19 protein-coding genes are annotated in these 25,319 nt (G+C 75.4%); 13 read left to right on the forward strand and 6 right to left on the reverse strand.

Annotated elements, in window-relative coordinates; all coding sequences use genetic code 11:
• Window positions 1–2,046, forward strand: coding sequence for a glucose PTS transporter subunit IIA (locus CSPHI_RS04320; RefSeq protein WP_075691661.1), 2,046 nt, complete (start codon window positions 1–3; stop codon window positions 2,044–2,046).
• Window positions 2,047–2,147: 101 nt separating this feature from the next.
• Here CSPHI_RS04320 and mce read toward each other — a convergent pair whose 3' ends face one another.
• The gene (mce, locus tag CSPHI_RS04325) at window positions 2,148–2,606 is read right to left on the reverse strand and encodes a methylmalonyl-CoA epimerase (protein ID WP_075691662.1); all 459 of its coding nucleotides are present in this window, start codon (window positions 2,604–2,606) and stop codon (window positions 2,148–2,150) included.
• Window positions 2,607–2,704: 98 nt separating this feature from the next.
• On the opposite strand from mce, the gene CSPHI_RS04330 reads away from it, so the two are divergent.
• Both CSPHI_RS04330 and CSPHI_RS04335 read left to right on the forward strand, forming a co-directional pair.
• Window positions 2,705–3,007 carry a thiamine-binding protein gene (locus tag CSPHI_RS04330; RefSeq protein WP_075691663.1) on the forward strand — a complete coding sequence of 101 codons (303 nt, stop codon included), beginning with the start codon at window positions 2,705–2,707 and terminating at the stop codon, window positions 3,005–3,007.
• Window positions 3,008–3,100: 93 nt separating this feature from the next.
• A complete protein-coding gene (locus tag CSPHI_RS04335; protein ID WP_084210241.1) occupies window positions 3,101–4,105 on the forward strand; it encodes a tetratricopeptide repeat protein in 1,005 nt (334 codons plus the stop codon).
• Between the two features lie 57 nt (window positions 4,106–4,162).
• Here CSPHI_RS04335 and CSPHI_RS04340 read toward each other — a convergent pair whose 3' ends face one another.
• The 3 genes from CSPHI_RS04340 to CSPHI_RS04350 form a co-directional block, all read right to left on the reverse strand.
• Window positions 4,163–4,591 carry a TIGR02611 family protein gene (locus CSPHI_RS04340; RefSeq protein ID WP_084210242.1) on the reverse strand — a complete coding sequence of 143 codons (429 nt, stop codon included), beginning with the start codon at window positions 4,589–4,591 and terminating at the stop codon, window positions 4,163–4,165.
• A gap of 4 nt (window positions 4,592–4,595) precedes the next feature.
• Window positions 4,596–6,791, reverse strand: coding sequence for a 1,4-alpha-glucan branching protein GlgB (gene glgB / locus CSPHI_RS04345; protein WP_075691664.1), 2,196 nt, complete (start codon window positions 6,789–6,791; stop codon window positions 4,596–4,598).
• 149 nt (window positions 6,792–6,940) lie between these two features.
• On the reverse strand, window positions 6,941–8,974 hold the full coding sequence (locus tag CSPHI_RS04350; RefSeq protein WP_075691665.1) for an alpha-1,4-glucan--maltose-1-phosphate maltosyltransferase: 2,034 nt from the start codon (window positions 8,972–8,974) through the stop codon (window positions 6,941–6,943).
• Window positions 8,975–9,120: 146 nt separating this feature from the next.
• On the opposite strand from CSPHI_RS04350, the gene CSPHI_RS04355 reads away from it, so the two are divergent.
• The 9 genes from CSPHI_RS04355 to CSPHI_RS04395 all read left to right on the forward strand — a co-directional run bounded on the left by CSPHI_RS04355 (window position 9,121) and on the right by CSPHI_RS04395 (window position 19,934).
• Window positions 9,121–9,969, forward strand: a complete 849-nt coding sequence (locus CSPHI_RS04355; protein WP_075691666.1) for an ABC transporter ATP-binding protein — start codon at window positions 9,121–9,123, stop codon at window positions 9,967–9,969.
• A gap of 2 nt (window positions 9,970–9,971) precedes the next feature.
• A complete protein-coding gene (locus CSPHI_RS04360; RefSeq protein WP_075691667.1) occupies window positions 9,972–10,838 on the forward strand; it encodes an NUDIX hydrolase in 867 nt (288 codons plus the stop codon).
• The gene (locus CSPHI_RS04365; RefSeq protein ID WP_075691668.1) at window positions 10,835–11,983 is read left to right on the forward strand and encodes a THUMP-like domain-containing protein; all 1,149 of its coding nucleotides are present in this window, start codon (window positions 10,835–10,837) and stop codon (window positions 11,981–11,983) included. Before CSPHI_RS04360 ends, CSPHI_RS04365 begins: the two co-directional genes overlap by 4 nt.
• Before the next feature lie 291 nt (window positions 11,984–12,274).
• The gene (locus CSPHI_RS04370) at window positions 12,275–13,060 is read left to right on the forward strand and encodes an electron transfer flavoprotein subunit beta/FixA family protein (RefSeq protein WP_075691669.1); all 786 of its coding nucleotides are present in this window, start codon (window positions 12,275–12,277) and stop codon (window positions 13,058–13,060) included.
• Between the two features lie 46 nt (window positions 13,061–13,106).
• Window positions 13,107–14,051, forward strand: a complete 945-nt coding sequence (locus CSPHI_RS04375) for an electron transfer flavoprotein subunit alpha/FixB family protein (RefSeq protein ID WP_075691670.1) — start codon at window positions 13,107–13,109, stop codon at window positions 14,049–14,051.
• A gap of 125 nt (window positions 14,052–14,176) precedes the next feature.
• Entirely contained in the window at window positions 14,177–15,337 is a 1,161-nt protein-coding gene (locus CSPHI_RS04380) for a cysteine desulfurase family protein (protein WP_075691671.1), read from the forward strand.
• Between the two features lie 86 nt (window positions 15,338–15,423).
• A complete protein-coding gene (gene mnmA / locus CSPHI_RS04385; protein WP_075691672.1) occupies window positions 15,424–16,533 on the forward strand; it encodes a tRNA 2-thiouridine(34) synthase MnmA in 1,110 nt (369 codons plus the stop codon).
• Complete coding sequence (locus CSPHI_RS04390; protein ID WP_075691673.1) at window positions 16,530–17,600, forward strand: uroporphyrinogen decarboxylase/cobalamine-independent methonine synthase family protein; 1,071 nt, start codon at window positions 16,530–16,532, stop codon at window positions 17,598–17,600. Before mnmA ends, CSPHI_RS04390 begins: the two co-directional genes overlap by 4 nt.
• A 90-nt stretch (window positions 17,601–17,690) precedes the next feature.
• Window positions 17,691–19,934 carry an MMPL family transporter gene (locus CSPHI_RS04395; protein ID WP_075691674.1) on the forward strand — a complete coding sequence of 748 codons (2,244 nt, stop codon included), beginning with the start codon at window positions 17,691–17,693 and terminating at the stop codon, window positions 19,932–19,934.
• Between the two features lie 16 nt (window positions 19,935–19,950).
• Here CSPHI_RS04395 and CSPHI_RS04400 read toward each other — a convergent pair whose 3' ends face one another.
• Window positions 19,951–20,631: a 3'-5' exonuclease gene (locus tag CSPHI_RS04400; RefSeq protein ID WP_157118475.1), complete on the reverse strand. Its 681-nt coding sequence runs from the start codon at window positions 20,629–20,631 to the stop codon at window positions 19,951–19,953.
• Window positions 20,632–20,772: 141 nt separating this feature from the next.
• Here CSPHI_RS04400 and ligA point away from each other — a divergent pair, with 141 nt between their 5' ends.
• Window positions 20,773–22,839, forward strand: coding sequence for an NAD-dependent DNA ligase LigA (gene ligA / locus CSPHI_RS04405; protein ID WP_075693728.1), 2,067 nt, complete (start codon window positions 20,773–20,775; stop codon window positions 22,837–22,839).
• Window positions 22,840–22,929: 90 nt separating this feature from the next.
• On the opposite strand, the gene CSPHI_RS04410 is transcribed toward ligA, so the two are convergent.
• Complete coding sequence (locus tag CSPHI_RS04410) at window positions 22,930–25,302, reverse strand: glycogen/starch/alpha-glucan phosphorylase (protein WP_075691676.1); 2,373 nt, start codon at window positions 25,300–25,302, stop codon at window positions 22,930–22,932.
• Window positions 25,303–25,319 lie beyond the last annotated feature (17 nt).

The raw sequence follows: 25,319 nt of genomic DNA on the forward strand, positions 1-25,319 counted from the left end.
GTGGCCGACACCGTCGCGAGCACCTCGCAATTCATCCTCGACCAGGTCGGCGGCGCGGAGAACGTCGCCTCGCTGAGCCACTGCGCCACCCGGCTGCGCTTCCAGCTCGTCGACCGGGCCAAGGCCGACGTCGACGCCATCGACGCCAACGCGGACGTGATGGGCGTGGTCCCGCAGGGCGACAACGGCCTGCAGGTCATCATGGGCGGCGGCGTCGCCGACTACTACGCCGGCATCATGCGCGCGCCCGGGATGGGCGAGTCCGGCGGTGCCGCGGCCGAGTCCGGCAAGAAGGAGTACGGCGGCGTGCGCGGCCGCTACAGCTGGGTGGACTACGGCTTCGAGTTCCTCTCCGACACCTTCCGCCCGGTGCTGTGGGCGCTGCTCGGCGCCTCCCTCATCATCACCCTGCTGGTGCTGGCGGACACCTTCAACATCCAGCCCTTCTCCCCGGAGGAGGGCGAGACGCTGCCGCCGAGCTGGCAGTTCATGCACGCCATGTGGCGCTCGGTGTTCTACTTCCTGCCGGTGATGATCGGCGCCACCGCCGCACGCAAGCTCGGCGCCAACGAGTGGGTCGGCGCGGCCATCCCGGCGGCCCTGCTCACCCCGGAGTTCCTCGCCCTGAAGGACACCGCGCAGGTGACCACCGGCGCCACCGAGCAGGTGCAGATCTACACCACCGAGGTCTTCGGGCTGCCCATGGTGCTCAACGACTACGCCGGTCAGGTCTTCCCGCCGCTGTTCGCCGCGGTGGTGCTGTTCTGGGTGGAGAAGGGCCTGAAGAAGCTCATCCCCGCCGCGGTGCAGATGGTCTTCGTGCCCTTCTTCTCGCTGCTCATCATGATCCCGGTGACCGCCTTCGTGGTCGGCCCCTTCGGCATCGGCCTGGGCAACGGGATCTCCAACATGCTGCTCGCGGTCAACGACTTCTCGCCCTTCATCCTGGCGATCATCGTGCCGCTGATCTACCCCTTCATGGTGCCGCTGGGCCTGCACTGGCCGCTGAACGCGATCATGATCCAGAACATCGCCACCCTGGGCTACGACTTCATCCAGGGCCCGATGGGCGCCTGGAACTTCGCCTGCTTCGGCGTGGTCACCGGCGTCATGGTGGTCTCCATGCGCGAGGGCAACACCCAGATGCGCCAGGTCAGCGCCGGCGGCATGTTCGCCGGCCTCTTCGGCGGCATCTCCGAGCCCTCCCTCTACGGTGTGCTGCTGCGCTTCCGGAAGTCCTACGTGCGCCTGCTGCCGGGCTGCTTCGCGGGCGGCGTGGTGATGGGCCTGTTCAACGTCAAGGCGAAGGCCTTCGTGTTCACCTCGCTGCTGACCATGCCGGCCTTCGAGCCGCTGGGCGGCTACGCGATCGGCATCGCGGTGGCCTTCTTCACCTCCTTCCTGCTGGTGGTCTTCTTCGACTACCGCACCGCCGCGGAGCGGGATCAGGTGCGCGCGGAGCTCGCCGCCCAGCGCGGTGATGAGGAGCCCGCCGCCGGGCCCGCCGCCCCGGCCGCCGCCGCCGGCGCCGCGGCCGCCCCGGCCGGCGAGCCGGGCGCGGTGCTGACCCTGGAGAAGGTCGTCGTGGCCGCCCCGATGGAGGGCGAGGTGCTCGCCCTGGACCAGGTGCCCGACCCGGCCTTCGCCGCCGGCAAGGTGGGCCTGGGCGCGGCGATCGACCCCGCCGGGGACACCGTGGTGGCCCCGGCCGCGGGCAAGGTCATGGTGGCCTTCCCCACCGGCCACGCCATCGGGCTGAAGCTCGACGGCGGGGTGCAGCTGCTCATCCACATCGGCGTGGACACGGTGAACATGGAGGGCCGCGGCTTCGAGCTGCTGGTCGCCAAGGGCGACCGGGTGCAGCCGGGCACCCCGCTGGTGCGCTTCGACCGGGCCGCCATCGAGGCCGCCGGGTACTCCCCGGTGACCCCGGTGCTGGTGACGAACCACAGGAAGTTCGCCGGGGTCGACGTGGTCGCCGAGGGCGGCCGGGTGGCCGCCGGGGACGCCCTGCTGGAGGTCCGGCCCACCCCGCCGGAGGCCTGATCCGCCGGCCGGGACGCCGATCCGCCGCGGGCCCGGGCCCCCATCGGGGGTCCGGGCCCGTCGGCGGCTCCGGGGGCCTTCCCGGCCCGCCGGGGCGGGGGCTACCGCGCCGGCTCGACGAGCTCCAGCAGCACCCCGCCGGCGTCGCGCGGGTGGATGAAGTTGATCCGCGACCCCGCGGTGCCGGCCTTCGGCTCCGGGTAGAGCACCCGGGTGCCGACCCGCGCCAGATGCGCCATCAGCGCGTCCAGATCGCGCACCCGCACCGCGTACTGCTGCAGCCCGGGGCCGCGCTTGTCCAGGAAGGCGGCGATGGTGGAGCCCTCGTCCAGCGGGGCCAGCAGCTGCACCAGGGCGGCGCCGGCGGGCGCGTCGGCGGGGCCGACCATCGCCTCGCGCACCCCCTGCTCCTCGTTGACCTCCTCATGGTGGTTCACCCAGCCCAGGGACTCCCGGTAGAAGTCCAGGGCGGCGTCGAGATCGGGCACCGCCACGCCGACGTGGTCGACGGCGGTGACGAGATCATGGGGCAGGTGCGCGGGGGCGGGGGAGTCGGTCATGGCCCCGATCCTAGTTGCGCGGGCCCGGCCCCGGCCGCCGGAGAGCGCCCCGGGTGCACCCCCGCGCCGCCGCGGCGCCGCCCGGTTAGGGTGGGGCCATGATCGTCGCCTTCTCCGTCGCCCCCGCCGCCGCCGACCCGGACGCCGGCATGTCCGCCGCCGTCGCCGAGGCGGTGCGGGTGGTCCGCGAATCCGGGCTGCCCAACGAGACCAACGCCATGTTCACCCTGGTGGAGGGGGAGTGGGATGAGGTGATGGCGGTGGTGCGCCGCGCCACCGAGGCGGTCGCCGCGGTCAGCCCGCGCACCTCCCTGGTGCTCAAGGCGGACATCCGCCCCGGGCACACCGGGATGCTGCGCGGCAAGGTCGACCGGGTGGAGCGCCGCCTCGCCGGGCGGTAGCGCCGCGGCGTACCCTGGGCCCGCGGCGGCCCCGGGTGCGCCCACCCCGCCGCAGTCCCCGCCGCCGACGCCGCGCCACCGGAAAGGACCCCCATGACCCACGCCCACGGACCCGCAGGCCACGGCCACCGCGAATGCGCCACCCCGCCGCCCCCGCCGGGCACCGTCGACCTGGAGCAGCTGCGGCTGCGCGCCGAGGCCGAGGAGCGCCGCCGGCGGGAGGCCCGCGCCGCCGCCGGGGACCCGGACGGGGCGATCGACCCGGTCACCGAGGTGACCGCGGCGAACCTGGAGGCGGCGGTGGTGCTGCGCTCCGAGGAGGTGCCGGTGCTGGTGCTGATCGGCGCCCCCGGGGCCCCGGAGACGGTGCGGATGCGCGCCGACCTGGAGGAGATGGTCCGGGCCGCGGATCTCGGCTGGCTGCTCGGCGTGGTCGACGCGGACGCGGAGTTCCAGGTCGCGCAGGCCTTCGGGGTGCGCATGCTGCCCACCCTGGTCGCCGTCGCTGGCGGCGCCCCGATCGGCCAGGCCGAGGGGGAGAAGCCCCGGGAGTTCCTGGAGCAGTGGGCCACCGCGGTGCTCGACGCGGTCGCCGGCCGGCTGCGCGGGCTGCCCGCCGGGGCCCGGATGCGCGGGGCCGGGGAGGAGTCCGAGGCCGCCGCGGAACCGGACGCGCCCACCGACGACCCCCGGCTCGCGGAGGCCGAGCAGGCGCTGGCCGAGGGCGACTTCGACCGCGCGATCGCGGTCTACGACGCGATCCTGGACTCCGAGCCGGGCAACGCCGCCCTGCTCGCCGCCCGCACCAACGTGGCCTTCCTGGCCCGGGCGCAGCGGCTGGACCGCACCGTGGACCACATCGCCCGGGCCGACGCCGCCCCCGGCGACGTCGACGCCGCCCTGGACGCCGCCGATCAGCAGATGCTGCTCGGCGAGGCCGGGCCCTGCCTGGACCGGCTGCTGGCGGCGCTGGCCGGCTCCGCCGGGGAGGACCGGAAGCGGGTGCACGCCCGGCTGCTGGAGATGCTGCGGCTGTTCGACCCCGCCGACCCGCTGGCCCTGGACGCCCGGCGCCGGATGGCCAGCGCCCTGTTCTAGGGCGCCGCCCCGGCGGCCCGCCGTCGCGGCGGGCCGCCGGGGCTCGGGGGAGGGGCCTCAGCCGCGGGTGAGCGGCCAGCCGGCCGGGGCGAGCAGCCACCAGGAGCCGGCGATCACCGCCATGGTCAGCGCGGTGGTCAGCCCGCCCAGGGTGAGCTGCACCGCGGGATGGCGGCGGCGGAACCAGGCCTCGAGCCGGTCGAAGCCGCGGGCGGCGAGCAGCACCAGCCCCCGGGTGCCGCGCAGCTCCAGGGAGAGCACCCCCAGGGCGGTGAAGATGAGCAGCCAGCCCGGCCCCGGCGCGGGCAGCGCGATGATCCCGACGAGCAGCAGCGCCAGCCCGGCGAGGATGGTCGCCGGGGCGACCAGCACGCCGAAGCGGCGGGTCTTCCACCGCTCATGCCGGGTCACCAGCCGGCCCAGGATCCGGGCCACCCGGACCTCCATCCCGATCTCCGGGATCTCGGCCAGCCGCCGCCGCGCCACCGGCTCAGCCCTCGTGGCGCAGCCACACCGCGGACATCGCCGGCAGGAAGATCTCCGCCGACTGCGGGTGGCCGTTCCACGGCTCGGCCCCGGCGGTCACCCCGCCGTCGTTGTGGAAGCCGGCGCCGGCGTAGCGGTCCACGTCGGTGGCCAGCACCTCCGCCCAGCGGCCCGGGGCCGGCAGGCCCACCCGGTAGCGCTGGTGGGTGGTGCCGGAGAAGTTGAACACGCAGGCCAGCTGGGAGCCGTCGGCGCCGCGGCGGACGAAGGAGAGCACGTTGTTCGCCGCGTCATCGGCGTTGATCCACTCGAAGCCCTCCGGGCGGTCGTCCCGGCTCCACAGCGCCGGGGTGCCCCGGTAGAGCCGGTTGACGTCCTTGACCAGCAGCTGGATCCCGCGGTGGTACTCCCCGCCCCAGCCGTCCAGATCGCCCCAGGACACCGAGGAGTCGTGATCCCATTCCGCGCATTGGCCGATGTCCTGGCCCATGAACAGCAGCTGCTTGCCGGGGTGGGCGAACATGTAGGCCAGCAGGCAGCGCAGCCCGGCGGCCTTGTTCCAGTCGTCCCCGGGCATCCGGCCCCACAGGGAGCCCTTGCCGTGCACCACCTCGTCATGGGAGAAGGGCAGCACGAACTTCTCCGAGTAGGCGTAGACCATGGAGAAGGTCAGGTCGTTGTGGTGGTGGGCGCGGTGCACCGGGTCCTTGGCGAAGTACTCCAGGGTGTCGTTCATCCAGCCCATGTTCCACTTCATGGAGAAGCCCAGCCCGCCGTATTCGGTGGGGGTGGTCACCCCCGGCCAGGAGGTGGACTCCTCGGCGATGGTGAGGAAGCCCGGCTGGTGCTTGTGCACCGTGGCGTTGAACTCCTGCAGGAACTGCACCGCCTCCAGGTTCTCCCGGCCGCCGTACTGGTTCGGCAGCCATTCGCCGTCCTCGCGGGAGTAGTCCAGGTAGAGCATGGAGGCCACCGCGTCGACCCGGATGCCGTCGACGTGGAACTCCTCCGCCCAGTACAGGGCGTTGGCGTAGAGGAAGTTGCGCACCTCGTTGCGGCCGAAGTCGAAGACGTAGGTGCCCCAGTCGCGCTGCTCCCCGCGGCGCCAGTCCGGGTGCTCGTAGCAGGCGGTGCCGTCGAAGCGGGCCAGCGCCCACTCGTCCTTGGGGAAGTGCCCGGGCACCCAGTCCACGATCACCCCGATCCCGGCGGCGTGGAAGGCGTCGACCAGGGCCCGGAACTGGTCCGGGGTGCCGAAGCGGGAGGTCGGCGCGTAGTAGCCGGAGATCTGGTAGCCCCAGGAGCCGGTGAAGGGGTGCTCGGCCACCGGCATGAACTCCACGTGCGTGTAGCCCATCTCGGAGACGTAGCCGACCAGCTGCTCGGCGAGCACCTCATAGGACAGGCCCTGCTTCCAGGAGCCCAGGTGCACCTCGTAGACGCTCATCGGGGCGGCCTGCCAGTCGGTCTCCGCGCGCCGGGCCAGCCAGTCCGCGTCGCCCCAGGCGTAGTCGGATTCGGCGACGATGGAGCCGGTGGCCGGGGCCACCTCGGCGTGGAAGGCCATGGGATCGGCCTTGTCGATCCGGTGCCCCTCGGCGGTGGTGATCGCGAACTTGTAGGTCTCCCCGGCGCCGATGCCCGGGATGAACACCTCCCACACCCCGGAGGCGCCCAGGGAGCGCATCGGGTACTGGGCGCCGTTCCACATGCAGAAATCGCCGATCACGGCCACCCCCCGGGCATTGGGCGCCCACACCGCGAAGGAGACGCCGGTGACCTCGCCCATGGCGGTGTCGTAGCGGCGCACATGGGCGCCGAGGACCTCCCAGAGCCGCTCATGGCGGCCCTCGGCGATGAGGTGCCGATCCGCCTCGCCCACGGTGGGCAGGAAGCGGTACCCGTCGGCGCGGAGCACCTCCCCGCCGGCGGCCCAGCGGATCCGGAGGCGGTAGTCGAAGCCCTCCGCGCCGGGCACCAGCGCCGCCCACACGTCATCGCCCACCGGCTCGGCGGGGTACTCGGCGGTCTCGGTGACCACGTCGACCCGCTCCGCGCCGAACACCCGGGTGCGCACGACGGTGTCCCCGTCGATGACGTGGGCCCCGTAGTAGTCGTGCGGGGCGTGGTGCGAGCAGGAGCGCAGTCGCTCCAGATCACCGTCGGGGATGCCGAGGCGGGGATCCGAGGGAGAGGTCATTCGGGGGTCCTTCCGGAGGGTGTCGATCGTCGTCGGCGCACCGCGCCCGGGCCGGGGCGCCGCCGCGGCGCATACCGCGCCACCCCCCAGCCTAGGCGCGCCGCCGCGCCCGCGCGGCGACGGTGGCCCCCGCCGGCCGGCGGGGCGGATCAGCCCGCGTAGTCGGGCACCTCGCGCCAGGCCAGGCGGCGGCGCAGCCCCTCCGGGATATCCGGCAGCTGCACGATGTGCGCCACGTTCGACCAGGGCTCCAGGCGCACGTAGTTCTCCCGGCCCCAGTCGAACTCGGCCCCGGTGACCAGGTCGCGCACCGCCATCCGGTCCACGCTGCGCCGGCCCAGCGAGTTCATGTCGATGGTCAGCGTCGCCTCCCGGGCCCGGTGCGGGTCGAGGTTGACCACCACCAGCACCGCGTCCCCGGTGAGCGGGTCGAACTTGGAGTACGCCAGCATCGCGTCATCGTCGATCTCGTGGAAGCGCAGGGTGCGCAGCTGCTGCAGCGCCGGATGCTCCCGGCGCAGCCGGTTCAGCAGGGTGATGTAGGGCTCCAGGGAGTCCCCGGACTCCCGGGCGGCGGCCCAGTCGCGGTGCACCAGCTGGTACTTCTCGCTGTCCAGGTACTCCTCGCTGCCCGGGCGCACCGGGGTGTTCTCGTAGAGCTCGAACCCGGAGTACATGCCCCACAGCGGGGACATGGTCGCCGCCAGGGTGGCGCGTACCGCGAAGGCGGCGCGGCCGCCCTCGACGAGGTAGGCGTGCAGGATGTCCGGGGTGTTCACCCACAGCGAGGGACGGGCGATGTCGGCGTGCCGGACGATCTCCTCGCCGAACTCGGTGAGCTCGGCCTTCGTGGTCTTCCACGGGAAGTAGATGTAGGACTGGGTGAACCCGGCCTTGGCCAGCCCGTAGAGCCGGGCCGGGGCGGTGAAGGCCTCGGCGAGGAAGATCACGTCCGGGTCGGTGTCGTGCACCGCGGCGATCAGCCACTCCCAGAAGCTGCCCGGTTTGGTGTGCGGGTTGTCCACCCGGAAGATGCGCACCCCCCGGCGGATCCAGAAGCGCACCACCCGCAGGATCTCCTCGTAGATCCCCTTCGGGTCGTTGTCGAAGTTCAGCGGGTAGATGTCCTGGTACTTCTTCGGCGGGTTCTCCGCGTAGGCGATGGTGCCGTCGGGCAGCACCGTGAACCACTCCGGGTGCGCCGCCGCCCAGGGGTGGTCCGGGGCGCACTGCAGCGCCAGGTCGATGGCCACCTCCAGGCCGCGCTCGGCGGCCGCGGCGACGAAGCCCTCGAAATCGGCGAGATCGCCGAGCTCGGGGTGCACCGCGTCATGGCCGCCGGCGGCGGAGCCGATCGCCCAGGGCGAGCCCACGTCGCCGGGCTCCGGGTCCAGGGTGTTGTTGCGGCCCTTGCGGTTGACCTCCCCGATGGGGTGGATCGGCGGCAGGTAGACCACGTCGAAGCCCATCGACTTGGCCCGGTCCAGCTGGCCCACGGAGCTGGCGAAGGTGCCGTGCACCGGCTCCCCGGCCTCGTCGAGGCCGCCGGTGGAGCGGGGGAAGAACTCGTACCAGGCGCCGACCAGGGCGGCGCGGCGCTCCACCAGCACCTTGCGGGTCTTGCCCCGGGTGAGCAGCTCGCGCAGCGGGTGCATCTCCAGGATCCGCAGGGTCTCCTCGGACAGCGCCTGCGCCACCCGGGCGCGCACATCGGCGCCCCCGGCGCGCAGGCTGCGGGCCACCCCGCGCAGATGCGGCCGGTGCCGGGTGGCCGCGCCGGCGGCGGCGCGCTCGAACAGCCGCGCCCCGATCTCCAGGTCGTTGGCCATCTCCGCGGCGTCCTGGCCGGCCTCGATCTTCTTCGTCACCGCATTGCGCCAGGTGGCCATCGGATCCGACCAGGCGTCCACCCGGAAGGTCCACAGCCCCGGGGCGTCCGGGACGAAGGTGGCGTTGACCTGGTTCGGGTCGTGATCGGAGTAGCGCATCGGGATCCGCTGGGTGCGCGCGGCGAAGGCCGACTCGCCCGGCCCCTTGACGTTGAGGGTCGCCGAGAGCGCGTCATGGCCCTCCCGCCACACCACCGCGAACACGGGGATGACCTCCCCGACGACCCCCTTGGCGGGGGTCGCGCCCCCGTCCACCACGGGCCGCACATCATCGATACCGAGTCGTCCAGTCACCTTCACCGCTCCTTGCGCGGCGGGCCCGGCCCGCCCGCGTCCGTACATCATGGGTCCACCGTCCAGGGTAGAGCAGCCCGCCGCGGCGGCGCCGGGCCGCGGCGGGGCGTTCGACGCCGTCGCCGCCGGTGGGGCACGATGGGGGCGTGGCTGAATTCGAGGACGACTACGACGAGGATCTGCTGATCGACTTCCGGGGGGTGTCCCTGGTGCGCGGCGGCCGGGCCCTGGTCGGCCCGCTGGACTGGCAGGTGGAGCTCGACGAGCGGTGGGTGATCATCGGCCCCAACGGGGCGGGCAAGACCACCCTGATGCGGCTCGCCGCCGCCGAGGAGCACCCCTCCACCGGCGTCGCCCGGATCATGGGGGAGCGGGTGGGCCGCACCGACATGCGGGATCTGCGCACCATGATCGGGCTGACCTCCTCGGCCCTGGCGCACCGGATCCCGGAGGAGGAGACCGTCGGCGACCTGGTGGTCTCGGCCTCCTACGCGGTGCTCGGCCGCTGGCGGGAGACCTACGAGGAGATCGACTTCGCGCAGGCCGCGGATCTGCTGCGCCGGCTCGGCGCGGCCCATCTGGCCGACCGCACCTGGGGGACCCTGTCCGAGGGCGAGCGCAAGCGGGTGCTGGTCGCCCGGGCCCTGATGGTCAACCCGGAGCTGCTGCTGCTCGACGAGCCCGGCGCCGGGCTGGATCTCGGCGGCCGGGAGGACCTGGTCGGCTACCTCGGCGAGCTGGCGCTGTCCCCGGACGCCCCGGCGATGGTGATGATCACCCACCACGTGGAGGAGATCCCCTACGGCTTCACCCATGCGCTGCTGCTCGACCGGGGCGCCGTGGTCGCCCAGGGCCTCATCGACGACGTGCTCACCTCCGAGCACCTCTCCGCCGCCTTCGGCCAGCCCATCGCGGTGGACCGGATCGACGGCCGCTTCTTCGCCCGCCGGGACCATTCCGCGCTGACCCGCCCGGACCGGGCCGGACGGGGCTGAGCGTGCCGGCCGCCCCGGATCGGCCCGCCGCGCCCCGGCCGGCGGCCTCGGTGCTGCTGCTGCGCGATGGCCCGGCCGGGCTGGAGGTGTTCGTGCAGCGCCGGGCGGACACCATGCGCTTCGCCCCCGGGATGACCGTCTTCCCCGGCGGCGGGGTGGACGACCGCGACGCCGCCGCGCCCGGGGCCTGGCGGGGCCCGGGGGAGCGCTGGTGGGCGAATCGGCTGCGGGTCCCCGCCGCCGCGGCGCGGGCCCTGGTGGTCGCCGCGGTGCGGGAGGTCTTCGAGGAGACCGGGGTGCTGCTCGCGGTGGACCCCGCCGGCGCCGCCCCGGCGCTGTCCGGCCGGGCGCGGCGGGCGCACCGCGACGCCCTGGAGGCGAAGACCGCCGACCTGGGCGGGCTGCTCGCCGCGGAGGGGCTCGCCCTGGCCGCGGATCTGCTGCGCCCCTGGGGCAACTGGGTGACCCCCCGGTGGTCGCCGATGCGCTTCGACACCTTCTTCTTCCTCGCCGCCGCCCCGGCCGGGCAGCGCCCCGACGGCGACACCGCCGAATCCGCGGGCTCGCGCTGGGCCGCCCCGGCGGAGCTGCTCGCCGGCTGGCGGGCCGGCCGGGTGGGGCTGATGCCGCCGACCTGGTATCAGCTGACCCGGCTGGCGGAGGCGCCGGACGTCGCCGCCGCGCTGGCCCTGGCCGAGGCCCCGGTGGCCCGGACCACCTCCGATTTCCTCGGCGAGGAGTTCATGGACCCCTTCTTCGCGGTCGCCGATCACATGGGCCACCTGCGCGAGCGGGCCCTGGCCGACCGGGCCGGGGGCCGCGCCGCCGAGGGCGCCGCCGGCGGGGACGCGGCGGGGGAGCGGGGATGAGCCTGGACCCCGCCGAGGTGGCCTGGCTGGCGGCGCATCCGGAGGCGGTGGCCGAGGCGGAGGCCCGGGAGCTCGACGACGCCACCCTGATCGCGGATCTGGCGGCGTTGCGGGCGCGGCACGGCGAACGCGCCCGGGCCCTGGTGGAGCTGGTGCGCGCCCGCCGCGGCGCCGCCGGCCGGCTGCCCGGGCACTGGCTGATGAGCGCCGAGGCCGCCCAGCAGGCCACCCACGCCCTGGTCGCCGCCGAACGCGCCGGGCGGATCGCGCGCGCCGCCGGCGGGGCCTGGGTGCACGACCTCACCTGCTCCATCGGCGCCGATCTGGCGGCCCTGGCCGCCGCCGGGGCGCGGGTGCTCGGCAGCGATCTGGACCCGGCCCGGGCGGCGATGGCCCGGGCCAACGTGCCCGGCGCCCCGGTGCTGGTCGCCGATGCGCTGGCCCCGGCCTCCCGGGCGCCGATCATCGTCGCCGACCCCGCCCGGCGCGCCGGCGGCCGCCGGCTGCGCCGCCCCGAGCAGCTGCGCCCGCCGCTGCCGGGGCTGCTCGCCGCCTGGCCGGGGGCGGAGGCGGCGGTGAAGTGCGCGCCCGGCCTGGACTTCGCCGACTGGCCGGGGGAGGTGGCGCTGGCCTCGGTGGACGGCCGGGTCAAGGAGGCCTGCCTGTACACCCCGGGCCTGGCCGCGCCGGGGGTGCGCCGCAGCGCGACGCTGCTGTCCACCCGGGGGGCGCCGACCCGGCGCTACCACGACGCGATGCCCGACGGGTGCGGGGTCGGCCCCGCCGGGCGGTTCATCATCGACCCGGACGGGGCGGTGGTGCGCGCCGGGCTGGTCCGCCAGTTCGCCGCCGCGCACGGGCTGCACCAGCTCGACGAGCGGATCGCCCACCTCACCGGGGACGCGGTGCCGCCCGGGGCGACCGGGTTCGAGGTGCTCGCCGAGGTGGCCCCGAAGCGGCTGCGCGCGGAGCTCGCCGCCCGGGACTGCGGCAGCGCCGAGGTGCTGGTGCGCGGCGTGGACCAGGACCCGGATCGGCTGCGCGCGAGCTGGCGGCTGCGCGGGGGGCGCCCGCTGGCGGTGGTGCTCACCCGGGTGGGCCGCTCCGCCCGGGCGTTCATCTGCGGCCCCCGGGTCGCCGGCTGAGCCGGCCCCGCCGGCGACCGCGCGCGCCCGCCGTGCGGCGGGCGGGGTCAGCCGGCGCCACCCCCGGCGGGTGCGCCGCGGGCCCGGTGAACTGAGGCGCGGACGAAAAAATAAACAAATTGTTACCTGGATCACCCCGCGCGGGCCGGACCTCTGTTAGCTTCGGAACGGATGACGCGGAACGGGCCACCGCCCGCGCCGCCGTCGGCGAGCCCGAGGGCCCCGCACCGGGGCCGGCGGGCGCGCAGGCACACCCGACGCAACATTCCCCACAGTAAGGACGACAGACACATGCCGAACATCGTGGTTCTGGTCAAGCAGGTCCCCGACACCTGGTCGGAGCGCAAGCTCAGCGAGGATGACTACACCCTCGACCGCGACTCCGCCGACGCGGTGCTCGACGAGATCAACGAGAACGCCGTCGAGGCCGCCCTGGAGCTGAAGGAGGCGCACGGCGGCAACGTCACCGTCGCCACCGTCGGCCCGGAGCGGGCCGTGGAGTCGCTGCGCAAGGCCCTGGCCATGGGCGCCGATGACGCGGTGATCCTCTCCGATGACGCGGTCGCCGGCTCCGACGCGGTGCAGACCGCCTGGGCGCTGTCCAACGTGCTCGACGCGATCGGCGAGTTCGACGTCGTCATCGCCGGCAACGCCTCCACCGACGGCGGCACCGGCACCGTGCCCGCCGCCCTCGGCGTCTACCGCGGGCTGCCGGTGCTCACCCACATGCGCTCGGTGGCCATCGAGGGCGAGACCATCACCGGCGAGCGGGAGACCGAGGACGGCATCTACGAGCTCAAGGCCTCCCTGCCGGCCATCGTCTCCGTCACCGAGAAGGCCAACTCCCCGCGCTTCGCCTCCTTCAAGGGCATCATGGCCGCGAAGAAGAAGCCGGTGCGCGAGCTGACCCTGGCCGACGTCGCCGCCGAGCCGGAGCAGCTGGGCGTGGAGAACTCCGCCACCAACGTCACCGGGGTCACCCCGAAGCCGGAGAAGTCCGCCGGCGAGATCGTCGCCGACGACGGCGCCGGCGCCGACAAGATCGCCGAATTCCTCAAGACCAACAAGTTCATCTAGTCCGCCACCGCGACACCGAACGAACGAATACCAGGAGTAGAACACCATGACCGATGTCCTCGTTCTCGTCGACCACACCGATGGCGAGCTGAAGAACGCCACCGCCGAGCTGCTCACCGCGGCCCGCGTGTTCGGCACCCCCGCCGCCGTCGTCGTCGGCAAGCCCGGCACCGCCGCCAAGCTCGCCGACACCCTCGGCGCCTACGGCGCCGGGGAGATCCTCGCCGCCGAATCCGATTCCGCCGGCACCTACCTGCTCTCCGAGGAGGTCGACACCCTCGTCGCCCTCGCCGCCGAGCGCCAGGTGCCGGTCGTCGTCACCGGCTCCGCCGCCGGCAAGGAGATCGCCGGCCGGGTGGCCACCCTCACCGGCTCCGGCGTGCTCGCCGACGTCGTCGCGATCAACGCCGACGGCAGCGCCAAGTACTCCATCTTCGGCGGCGACTTCATCGTCGACGGCGGCGGCTTCGGCGCCTCCCCCGTCTACGCGCTGCGCCCCGGCTCGGTGGACCCGGAGGAGGCCCCGGCCTCCCCGGCGGTGACCGAGGTGGCCTTCCCCGAGGCCCCCGACGCCCCGGTGGAGATCGTCTCCTTCACCCCGGCCGAGGGCGGCGACCGCCCCGAGCTCACCGAGGCCAAGATCGTCGTCGCCGGCGGCCGCGGCGTCGCCTCCGCGGAGGGCTTCGCCGATGTCGTGGAGCCCCTGGCCGACGCCCTCGGCGCGGCCGTGGGCGCCTCCCGCGCCGCCGTGGACGCCGGCTACTACCCGGGCCAGTTCCAGGTCGGCCAGACCGGCAAGACCGTGTCCCCGGACCTGTACATCGCCCTGGGCATCTCCGGCGCCATCCAGCACAAGGCCGGTATGCAGACCTCCAAGACGGTGGTCTCGGTGAACAAGGACGAGGAGGCCCCGATCTTCGAGATCTCCGATCTCGGCATCGTCGGCGACCTCTTCGACGTCACCCCGGCGCTGACCGACAAGGTCAAGTAGCCCGCCGCGGCGCCGCCGCGCCGCGACCGGGCCGCCTCCCGCCGCCGCACCCCGCCCACCGCGGGGTGCGGCGGCGGCGCCGATCCGCCGCCCCGGATCCGCCCCGCCCGCGCTAGGGTCGGGGCATGAGCGAGCGGCACTACCTCGACCATGCGGCCACCAGCCACCTGCGCCCCGAGGCCCGGGAGGCCCTCATCGGGGCGCTCGGCGCCGGCAACCCCGGCGGCCGCTACGCCTCCGGCCGCGCCGCCCGGGCGCTGCTCGACGACGCCCGGGAGCGGGTCGCCGACCTGCTCGGCTGCGAACCCGTCGAGGTGGTGTTCACCTCCGGGGGCACCGAGGCGGACAACCTCGCCGTGCAGGGGCTCTACCTCGCCCGCTCCGGCTCCACCATCGTGGCGCCCCCGGTGGAGCACGAGGCGGTGGCCCGGATCGCCGCGCATCTGGCCGCCGAGCACTGGGCGGAGATCCTGGCGGCCCCCGTCGACGCCGCCGGCCGGGTCGACCCGGCGCGGCTGCCGGAACTGGACCGCCGGGGCACCGCCCTGGTGGCCTGCATGGCCGCGAACAACGAGACCGGGGCGATCCAGCCGGTGGCCGCGGTCGCCGAGCGCTGCCGCGCCGCCGGGGTGCCGCTGCACGTCGACGCGGTGCAGACCGCCGGGGCGGTGCTCGACGCCTCCGGCGCGCCCACCCCCTTCCGGGACTGCGGGGCGGCCACCCTGGCGCTGTCCGCGCACAAGTTCGGCGGCCCCCGCGGGATCGGGGCGCTGCTGGTGCGCCGGGGGGCGCGCCTGGCCGCGCATGTGCACGGCGGCGGCCAGGAACGGGGGCTGCGCTCCGGCACCCCGGACGTGGCCGGGGCGGTGGGCCTGGCCGCGGCCCTGGCCGCCGACCGGGCCGAGGGGGAGGAGCGCCGGCGGCGGCTGCGCGCGCTGCGCGACCGGCTGCGCGAGGGCATCCTGGCCACCGTCGACGACGTGGTGGTGCACACCACCGAACCCGCCCTGCCGGGGCATCTGCACCTGAGCTTCCCCGGGGCGGAGGGCGACAGCCTGACCATGCTGCTCGACGCCGCCGGGGTGGAGTGCTCCACCGGCTCGGCCTGCTCCGCCGGGGTGCACCGGCCCAGCCATGTGCTGCTGGCCATGGGCGTGGCCGAGGACGTCGCCCGCGCCGCGGTGCGGTTCACCCTCGGCTGGGACTCCACCGAGGCCGATGTCGCCGCGGTGCTCGCCGCGGTCGGTGATACCGTGTCCCGGGCGCGGGCCGCGGGCATGGCCTGAGCCCGCCGCACCGCCCACCGCCCGCCCCGGCCCCCGGCCGCGGCCCGCGCGGGGGCGGCCCATGGTCGAGCCGGAAGGGGAGCGTGATGCGCGTCGTCGCCGCGATGAGCGGGGGAGTGGACTCCTCCGTCGCCGCCGCCCGGGCCCTGGCCGCCGGCCATGAGGTCATCGGGGTGCACCTGGCGCTGTCCCGGGACCCGGCGGCGGTGCGCGAATCCGCCCGCGGCTGCTGCTCCCTGGAGGACTCCGCCGACGCCCGCCGGGTCTGCGACCGGCTGGGCATCCCCTTCTACGTGTGGGATTTCGCCGAGCGCTTCGAACGGGAGGTGATCGGCGACTTCACCGCCTCCTACGCCCGCGGGGAGACCCCCAACCCCTGCCTGCGCTGCAATGAGCGGATCAAGTTCGCCGCCCTGCTCGAACGCGCCCTGGCGCTGGGCTTCGACGCGGTGGCCAGCGGCCACTACGCGGTGCACGAGGGCGGGCTGCTGCGGCGCAGCCCGGACGCCGCCAAGGACCAGTCCTACGTGCTCGGGGTGCTCGACCGGGTGCAGCTGGCGCACTGCCTCTTCCCCTGCGGGGACACCGAGAAACCCGCGATCCGCGCCGAGGCCGCCGCGCTGGGCCTGCGCACCGCGGCGAAACCGGACAGCCACGACATCTGCTTCATCCCGGACGGGGACACCCGCGCCTTCCTCGGCGCCCGGATCGGGCTGCGCCCCGGGGCGGTGGTGGACGCCGGCAGCGGGGAGGTGCTCGCCCGGCACCAGGGGGTGCACGGGTTCACCATCGGCCAGCGCCGCGGCCTGGGCCTGCCCGGGCCCGCCGCCGACGGCCGGCCCCGCTACGTCACCGGCATCGACGCGGCCACCGCCACGGTCACCGTGGGCCCCGCCGAGCAGCTGCGGGTGCGCCGGCTGGAGGTGGACCGGGCGGTGTGGCTGGCCGACCCGGGTCAGGTCACCGCGGGCCCGGTGCAGGTGCAGGTGCGCGCGCACGGCGCCCCGGTGGACTGCACGGTGCAGCCGCTGGCCGGCCCGGAGGACCCGGGCACCGGCCGCGGCGGGGCCTTCCGGGTGCACGCCGCGGCGGATCTCACCGGGATCGCCCCCGGCCAGGCCGCGGTGCTCTACCGCCCCGACCCGCGCGGGGACATCGTGCTGGCCTCCGGCACCATCCGGGGGGCCGGCCGGTGACCGGCTGCCACGGGCTGGGCCCGATGCCGGGGTCGGACCCGGCCGCGGCCGCCGAGATCATCGCCGGGGAATCCGCCGGGGTGGTGCACCGCCCGGTGCAGCCGGCCCGGGGCCTCGGCGCCGACCCGGTGGGCCGCACCGGGGCGCTGGCCGCCGATCTCGTCCTGGACCGCGGGATCCGCGGCTGGCGGGTGGCGGCCGGCGGCGACGCCGGGCACCCGCCGCGGGCGGCGGTGCGCGCCCGGGATCTGCTGGAGGCCGAGGCCGACGGCTGCGAGGCGGCCTGGGGCACGGCCCCGCAGCGGGTGCGGCTGAGCGCGCTGGGCCCGCTGAGCCTGGCCACCGCGGTGGAGGACGCCGCCGGGCACCGGCTGCTCGCCGACCGGGGCGCCCGGGCCTGGCTCGCCGAATCCCTGGCCGAGGGCCTGGCCGCCGCGGCCGCGGACATCCGCCGCCGGCATGGCGCGGCGGTCGCCGTGCAGCTCGACGAACCCGGGATCGGGGCGGCCCTGGGCGGGCTGGTGCCGGACGCCGCCGGCTGGGGCCGGCTGGAGCCGGTGCCCGCCCGGGAGGCCGCCGCGCTGCTGCGCCTCCTCATCGGGCGGCTGGCCGCCGCGGAGGTGCCGGTGACCCTGCGCCCCGGCGCCGCCCCGGTAGCCGGCCCGGCCGGCCCGGGGACCGCGGCGCTGCCCGCCGCCGTGGTCGCCGAATCGGGGGCGGCGGCGCTGTGGGTGCGCGCGGACCGGCTGCGCGGCACCGCCGCCCTGGACGGGGTGGGCTCCCTCATCGCCGGCGGGGTGCACCTGGAGCTCGGCTGCGCCCCGGCCGCGCCCGGGGCCCGGGACGCGATCACCGGCGCCTGGGCGGACCCCGACGAGCGGGCCATCGCCGAGGGCGTCGCCCGGCTCTGGGACGAGCTGGGCTTCCCCCGCGCGGAACTGGTCGACCGGGTGGCGCTGACCCCGGAGGCCGGGTTCGCCGGGGTGGACGCCGCCTGGCCGGCGCGGGCCCTGGCCGCGGTGCGCCGGGCCGCCGGGCTGGTCACCCGGGCCGCCGGGGACCTCTGAGGCCCCGCCCCCGCCCCGGGCGGGGGCCCGCACCGGGGGCGGCGTCGGCTCCGAACACCGGGCATGGCCGACCCGTGCGACAATCCAGCTATGTTCCGCCGCCTCGCCGAGACCCTCCTGGCCACCCGCGCCCGCGCCTGGGCGGTGATCGGGGCCTGGCTGCTCGCCGCGGTGCTGCTCGCGCTGACCGCCCCGGCCGCCGGGGAGCCCGCCGCGCACGCCGGCGGAGCGCCGGCGGACGCGCCCTCGGCGGCGGCCTCCGCCCGCCTGGAGCGGGCCTTCCTGGACGCCGGCGCGGCCGGCCCGGCCGGCGCCGGCGGCCCGCCCGGCACCCTGGTGGTGCACGCCGGCGACGCCGGTGCGGCGACCGCCGCGATGGCCGCGGCGCTGCGCGCCGTGGGCGCCGCCGAGGGCGTCACCGCGGTGGTGTCCCCGCTGTGCGCGGACCCGGGCTCCGGGCTGCGCCCCGGCCCGGGGTGCATCCCGGGGGAGGAGGCCGGGACGGCCTCGGCGGACGGGGCCACCCGCACCGCCGCCGTGCTGCTCGCCGATACCCCGGGCGCGGCCGGCTACGCCGACACCATCGAGGGGGTGCGCGCCGCCGCCCGGGACGCGGTCGCCGCCGCCGCCGGGCCGGCGGCGGCGGCGCATCTGGCGGGCCCGGCGGGCATCGCCAATGACCTGGTCGCCGCCTTCGCCCAGGCCGACCGGGCGCTCGGCGCGGCGACCATGGCGATCGTGCTGATCATCCTGCTCGCGGTGTACCGCTCCCCGGTGCTGGCGGTCATCCCGCTGGCCGCGGTGGCCGTGGCCCTGGTCGCCGCCCGCGGCCTGGCCGGGTTCGCCGAGGCCGCCGGGGCGGTGTCCAGCACCGCCCAGTCCACCGCCATCCTCACCGTGCTGCTGTTCGGGGTGGGCACCGACTACGCGCTCATCATCAACGCCCGCTACCGGGAGGAGCTCGCCGCGGCGGGGGCGCGGGCCGCGGCGGACCCCGGCCCCGCCCGGCACGCCGCCATGATCCGGGCGATGGGCCGTGCCGGTTCCGCGCTGGCCTCCTCGGCGGGCACCATCATCGCCGCGCTGCTGGCGCTGCTCGTGGCCGCCACCCCGGTGCTGCGCGGATTCGGCGGGCTGTTCGCCCTCGGCGTGGCGGTGCTCTTCGCCGCCGCGGTGAGCCTGCTGCCGGCCCTCATCCTCGCCGCCGGGGGCGCGGTGTTCTGGCCCGGCGGGCGGGATCGCGCCCTGGCCCGGGCGGCCCGGCCCCGGCTGTGGGCGGCGGTGGCCCGGGGCGTCGACCGCGCCCCGCGGCGGGTGCTCGCCGCCGGCCTGGCGCTGCTGCTGGCGCTCACCGCGGGCCTGGCCGGCTACCGGGAGAGCCACGACACCGTCTCCGGGCTGCGGGTGGCCACCGACGCCGCCGCCGGCCGGGACCTCATCGCCGCCGAACTCGGCCCCGGGGAGACCGCCCCGGAGACCATCGAGCTGCGCGCCGCCGGCGGCCTGGACGAGGCCCGGCTGGCCGGGGTCGCCGCCCGGCTGCCGGAGGAGCACCCCGATCTGGTGGCCCGGGTGGCGCTGCCCCGGCCCGCGGCGACCGCCGACGGCACCGCCGGGCGGCTGCGGGTGATCCCCGCCGCCGACCCGCGCACCCCGGCGGTGATGGACTCCCTCGACGAGCTCACCGCCGCGGTGGAGGAGGGGCTCGCCGCCGCCGGGGTGGCCGCGCCGCGGGCGGCGGCGGCCGGGCCGGCCGCCGAGGACCGGGACCTGCGCGCCGCGGTGCACCGGGACCTGGCGGTGCTGCTGCCGCTGCTGCTGGTGGTGGTCGGCGCGGTGCTCGCCGCCCTGCTGCGCTCCGCGCTGGCCCCGCCGTACCTGATGGCCCTGCAGGCCCTCGGCTACGCCGCCACCATGGGCGCCACCGTGCTCGCCGCGGTGACCCTGGGCGGGGACGCCGGGATCGGCGCGGAGGTGCCCGCCTACGTGCTCATCTTCACCATCGCCCTGGGCGTGGACTACACCATCTTCCTCATGGCCCGGTACCGCCAGGAGCTGGTGCACGCCGGGCCCCGGGCGGCGATGCGCGAGGCGCTCACCCGCACCGGCGGGGTGGTCTCCTCGGCGGGGGTGATCCTGGCGGCGACCTTCGCGGTGCTCACCGTGATGCCGGTGCGCGAGCTCTTCCAGTTCGGCCTGGCCATGGCGATCGGCATCCTGCTGGACACCTTCGTGGTGCGCCCGCTGGTGGTGCCCGCCCTGGTGCGCCTGCTCGGGGCGCGGGCGCTGTGGCCGGCGGCGCCGGCCGGGGCCGCGGCGGCGGCCGCGGACTAGGGGCGGGGCGGCGGCCTCAGCCGCGCATCGGCCAGGTGCCGTCCACATCGGAGGCGTCCCGGCCCCGGCTGCGGAAGTACTCGGCCAGCGAGGCCGCGTCCTCCCAGGCCTGCACCGCCTGCAGCTCCATCAGCGCATCGCCGTCCATCTCCGTGATCTCCGGATGCCGCTTGGCCATCATCCAGGCCAGCCGGGCCGCGGCGAGGGCGTCCTCGGTGGCGTCGTGCGCGGCGTCCAGGCGCACCCCGTAGCGTTCGCAGGTGGGCCCCAGCTTGCGCTGCCCGGAGCCGCGCAGCTTCGGGGTGAAGCGCTTGTCCAGCACGTAGGGGTCCACCACCAGCCCGTCCACGGTGAATCCGGGCTCCAGGGCGCGCAGCACCGACAGGTCGTAGGCGGCGTTGTAGATCACCGCCGCGTAGCCGTCCGCCCAGGCCGCCCGCAGCGCGTCGATGGTGCGCCGCAGCACCCGCTCATGGGGCTCGCCCTCGGCGCGGGCGCGTTCGGTGGTGATCCCGTGGATCCGGGTCGCCGCCTCCGGGATCTCCACCCCCGGGTCGGCGAGCATGGCCAGCTTCCGCGGCTCCTGCCCGGCGGTCAGCCGCACCAGGGCGGAGGTGACGATGCGGCAGGTGCGCGGATCGGTGCCGGTGGTCTCCAAATCGAAGGCGACCATCTTTCCCACGTCGAAGCGGCTCATGCCGGACAGTCTAGGCCGGGCCCGGGCGATCCCGCGCGCCCGCGGGCGCATCCGGGCCCGCCGCCGGCCCGCGGCGTTAGACTCGGCGCCGTGACTTCCCGCACCGATGCCGCAGCCGAGCCCGCCGACGACCCCGGGGCCGTGCCCGCCGCCGCCCGGGCGCGCTGGGCCGAGCTCGCCGGGGCGCTGCGCGAGCACTCCGCCCGCTACTACGCCGGCGCCCCGGTGGTCGCCGACGCCGAATACGACCGGCTCTTCGCCGAACTGCGCGATCTCGAGGCGGCGCACCCGGCGCTGGCCGTCCCGGACAGCCCCAGCCGCACCGTGGGCGCGGACCCGGCGGCGCTGGCCGCCGCCGGCGACGGGGAGGTCTTCGCCCCGGTCACCCACCTGCAGCGGCTGTACAGCCTGGACAACGTCTTCGACGAGGCCTCGCTGCGGGACTGGCTGGCGCGCACCCCGGCGCAGGCCTACCTCACCGAGCTGAAGATCGACGGGCTGTCCATCGACCTGGTCTACGAGGGCGGGCGGCTCACCCGGGCGGCCACCCGCGGCGACGGGGTCACCGGGGAGAACGTCACCGCCAACGCCCGCACCATCGCCGACATCCCCGATGAGCTCACCGGCACCGCGGAGTTCCCGGTGCCGGAGCTGGTGGAGGTCCGCGGCGAGGTGTACCTCCCCCTCGCCGAATTCGAGCGGGTCAACGCCGAGCGGGTCGAGGCCGGCCGGCCCGCCTTCGCCAACCCCCGCAACGCCGCCGCCGGCTCGCTGCGGCAGAAGGACCCGGCGGAGACCGCCCGGCGCCGGCTGTCCATGATCTGCCACGGCATCGGCGCCTTCGAGGGAGAGCGCCCGGCCACCCAGCACGACGGCTACCGGGCGCTGGCCGCCTGGGGGCTGCACGTCAGCCCGCACACCCGGCGGGTCACCGACCCCGATGCGGTGGTCGCCGCGATGCGGCACTGGGGGGAGCACCGGCACGACGCCGAGCACGAGATGGACGGGCTGGTGGTCAAGGTCGACGATCTCGCCCGGCAGCGCGAACTGGGCTCCACCAGCCGCGCCCCGCGCTGGGCGATCGCCTACAAGTACCCGCCGGAGGAGCAGATCACCGATCTGCTGGACATCCGGGTGTCCATCGGCCGCACCGGCCGGGCCACCCCCTACGCGGTGCTGCGCCCGGTGCAGGTGGCCGGGTCCACGGTGGAGATGGCCACCCTGCACAACCCCGCCGAGGTGCGCCGCAAGGGCGTCTACATCGGCGACCGGGTCACCGTGCGCAAGGCCGGGGACGTCATCCCCGAGGTGCTCGGCCCCGTCGCCGAGGCCCGGGACGGCTCCGAGCGGGAGTACCGCTTCCCGGACCTGTGCCCCGAATGCGGCACCCGGCTGGCCCCGGCCCGGGAGGACGACGCCGACTGGCGCTGCCCGAACACCCGGTACTGCCCCGGGCAGCTGCGCCGGCGGGTGGAGTTCCTCGCCTCCCGCGCCGGGCTGGACATCGAGAACCTCGGCGAACGCGGGGCCGCGGACCTGATCCACCGCGGGGTGCTGCCCGACGAGGGCCGGCTCTTCGAGCTCGGCGAGGCCGATCTGCGCCGCACCGGGGTGTACACCACCGCCAAGGGGGAGCTCAGCGCCAACGGGCGCAAGCTGCTGGCCAACATCGAGGCGGCGAAGGACCGGGAGCTGTGGCGGGTGCTGGTCAGCCTGTCCATCCGGCACGTCGGCCCGATCGCGGCCCGGGCGCTGGCCGGCCGCTTCGGCTCCATGGACGCGATCCGGGCGGCGGACCGGGAGGAGCTCGCCGACGTCGACGGGGTCGGGGAGGTGATCGCGGACAGCGTCATCGACTGGTTCGCGGTGGACTGGCACCGGGAGGTCGTCGCCCGCTGGGCCGCCGCCGGGGTGCGGATGGCCGATGCGGCCGCCGACCGCCCCGAGCAGACCCTGGCGGGGCTCACCGTGGTGGTCACCGGGTCGCTGGCGGACTTCACCCGGGACGGCGCCAAGGAGGCGATCATGGCCCGCGGCGGCAAGGCCGCGGGCAGCGTGTCGAAGAAGACCGACGTGGTCGTCGCCGGGCCCGGGGCCGGGTCCAAGGCGGACAAGGCCGAGTCCCTGGGCGTGCCGATGCTCGACGAGGCCGGCTTCCACCGGCTGCTCGCCGAGGGCGCCGCGGCGATCCCGGGGCGGGAGGGGTAGCGCCGGCGGCCCGCGGCGGAGCCGGCCGGGGCCCGGCCCCGGCGGCGTCCACCGCCGGGGCCGGGCCCCGCCCGACGCGCCCGCGCCGGGCTACTCGCCCTCGATGGGGGTGGGCTCGATCCGCCACACCTCCTCGGCGTAGTCCCGGATGGTGCGGTCCGAGGAGAACCGGCCGGAGCGGATGATGTTGCGGAAGCACATCGCCGCCCAGCCCAGCTCATCGCGGTAGTCCGCGGCCATCCGGTCCCGGGTCTCCCGGTAGTCGGCGAAGTCGCCGAGCACGTACCAGGCGTCCGCCGGCTCATGGCCGACCCCGTCGAGCAGGCTGGCCCGCAGCTCGTGGAACATGCCGGTGCCGCCGTCGGAGAGGGTGCCGTCGACCAGGGCGTCGAGCACCCGGCGCAGCCCCGGCACGGTTTCGTAGAGCTCCCGCGGCCGGTGGGACTCGCGCAGCGCGGGCAGCTCCTCCTCGGTGGCGCCGAAGATGTAGGCGTTGTCGTCGCCGACGGCGGCGACGATCTCCACGTTCGCCCCGTCCATGGTGCCCAGGGTCAGCGCCCCGTTCATCATCAGCTTCATGTTGCCGGTGCCGGAGGCCTCCTTGCCGGCGGTGGAGATCTGCTCGGAGACGTCCGCGGCGGGGATGATGTGCTCGGCGGGGGAGACGTTGTAGTTCTCCACGAACACCACCTTGAGCCGGTCGCCGATCTCCGGGTCGCCGTTGACCAGCTCGGCGATCGCGTTGATGAACTTGATGATCGCCTTCGCCCGCACGTAGCCGGGGGCGGCCTTCGCCCCGAAGATCGCCACCCGGGGGGTGATGTCGAGGTCCGGGTCGGCCTTGATCCGGAAGTACAGGTCCAGGATGTACAGGGCGTTGAGCAGCTGCCGCTTGTACTCGTGCAGCCGCTTGATCTGCACGTCGTAGATCGCGTCGACCGGGATCTCCGCGCCCTGCCGGCGGCGGATCCACTCCGCGAAATCGGCCTTGTTGGCCCGCTTCACCGCGGCGATCTCGCGCAGCACAGACTCGTCCCCGGCGTAGCGCTCCAGCTCGGCGAGCTCGTCGAGGTCGGTGACCCAGGCGTCGGAGCCGGCGAGCCGGGTGAGCAGCTCCGCCAGGCGCGGGTTGCACTGGTGCAGCCAGCGCCGGGGGGTGACCCCGTTGGTCTTGTTGTTGAACCGCTCCGGCCAGATGTCGTGCCAGGGGCGCAGGGTCTCCCGCTTGATGATCTCGGTGTGCAGCGCGGCGACGCCGTTGATGGAGTACGCGGTGTAGCAGGCGATCCAGGCCATGTGGATCCGGCCGTGCGAGATCGGCGCCAGGTAGTCGATGGTGCCCTGGTCCACGCCCCGCCCGGCGAGGTCGAGCCGGAAGCGGCGGTCGATTTCCGCGGTGATCTCCAGCACCCGGTGGAACAGCCGCTCGAAGATGGAGTACTCCCAGGTCTCCAGGGCCTCGGCGAGCACGGTGTGGTTGGTGTAGGCGAAGGTGCGCGAGACGATGCCCCAGGCCTCGTCCCAGCCCATGTGGTGCTCGTCGAGCAGGATCCGCATCAGCTCCGGGATGGCCAGCACCGGGTGGGTGTCGTTGAGCTGGATGCAGTTGTACTCGTGGAAGGTGGCCAGGTCGCCGTGCTCGGCGAGGTGGGTCTCCACCATCTCCTGCAGCGAGGCGGAGACGAAGAAGTACTGCTGGCGCACCCGCAGCACCTTGCCCTCGTAGGTGGAGTCGTTGGGGTAGAGCACCCGGCACAGGTCGTGCACCCGCTCGCGCTCCACGATCGCCTCGGTGAAGCGCTGCGAGTTGAAGGCGTCGTAGTCGAACTCCCGCATCGGCTCGGAGTTCCACAGCCGCAGGGTGTTCACGTTGTCGGTGCCGTAGCCGGTGATCGGCATGTCATGGGGCACCGCGCGCACCACCAGGTCGTCGAAGCGCACGATCCGGGCGCGCTCCTCGCGGCGCACCACGAAGGGGTAGCCCTCCTCCATCCACGGGTCCGGGTGCTCGGCCTGGAAGCCGTCCTCGAAGGTCTGCTTGAACAGCCCGTAGCGGTAGAGGATGCCGTAGCCGGTCACCGGCAGGTCCTGGGTGGCGCAGGAGTCCAGGAAGCAGGCGGCCAGCCGGCCCAGGCCGCCATTGCCCAGGGCCGCGTCATGCTCGGCCTCGAGCACGTCCGGCAGCTCCGCGCCGCAGGCGGCGACGGCCTCCCGGGCCTCGTCGAGCAGATCCAGGTTGAGCAGGTTGTTCAGCAGCGCCCGGCCCATGAGGAACTCGGCGGAGAAGTAGTGCTGGCGGCGGGTGGCGGCGTAGGCCCGGGAGCTGGCCTCCCAGTTGCCGGCCAGCCGGTCGACGACCACGCTGGACAGCCCGGCCCAGAACTCGGCGGCCGTCGCCGAGGCCGGGGTGCGGCCCGACTCCGCCCGGACGTGGGAGGCGAGGCTGGCGGTCAAATCGGTCATGGGGCTGCTCCTAGGGG

Origin of the sequence: Corynebacterium sphenisci DSM 44792 (assembly GCF_001941505.1) — a bacterium.
GTDB lineage: Bacteria > Actinomycetota > Actinomycetes > Mycobacteriales > Mycobacteriaceae > Corynebacterium > Corynebacterium sphenisci.

Bases quoted from the DNA above. Each gene is read 5' to 3' on its own strand.
- mce (WP_075691662.1), bottom strand. From the start codon at position 2,606: ATGACCGACTCCCCCGCCCCCGCGCACCTGCCCCATGATCTCGTCACC.
- CSPHI_RS04330 (WP_075691663.1), top strand. From the start codon at position 2,705: ATGATCGTCGCCTTCTCCGTCGCCCCCGCCGCCGCCGACCCGGACGCC.
- CSPHI_RS04335 (WP_084210241.1), top strand. From the start codon at position 3,101: ATGACCCACGCCCACGGACCCGCAGGCCACGGCCACCGCGAATGCGCC.
- glgB (WP_075691664.1), bottom strand. From the start codon at position 6,791: ATGACCTCTCCCTCGGATCCCCGCCTCGGCATCCCCGACGGTGATCTG.
- CSPHI_RS04365 (WP_075691668.1), top strand. From the start codon at position 10,835: ATGAGCCTGGACCCCGCCGAGGTGGCCTGGCTGGCGGCGCATCCGGAG.
- CSPHI_RS04370 (WP_075691669.1), top strand. From the start codon at position 12,275: ATGCCGAACATCGTGGTTCTGGTCAAGCAGGTCCCCGACACCTGGTCG.
- CSPHI_RS04375 (WP_075691670.1), top strand. From the start codon at position 13,107: ATGACCGATGTCCTCGTTCTCGTCGACCACACCGATGGCGAGCTGAAG.
- CSPHI_RS04380 (WP_075691671.1), top strand. From the start codon at position 14,177: ATGAGCGAGCGGCACTACCTCGACCATGCGGCCACCAGCCACCTGCGC.
- mnmA (WP_075691672.1), top strand. From the start codon at position 15,424: ATGCGCGTCGTCGCCGCGATGAGCGGGGGAGTGGACTCCTCCGTCGCC.
- CSPHI_RS04395 (WP_075691674.1), top strand. From the start codon at position 17,691: ATGTTCCGCCGCCTCGCCGAGACCCTCCTGGCCACCCGCGCCCGCGCC.
- CSPHI_RS04400 (WP_157118475.1), bottom strand. From the start codon at position 20,631: ATGAGCCGCTTCGACGTGGGAAAGATGGTCGCCTTCGATTTGGAGACC.
- CSPHI_RS04410 (WP_075691676.1), bottom strand. From the start codon at position 25,302: ATGACCGATTTGACCGCCAGCCTCGCCTCCCACGTCCGGGCGGAGTCG.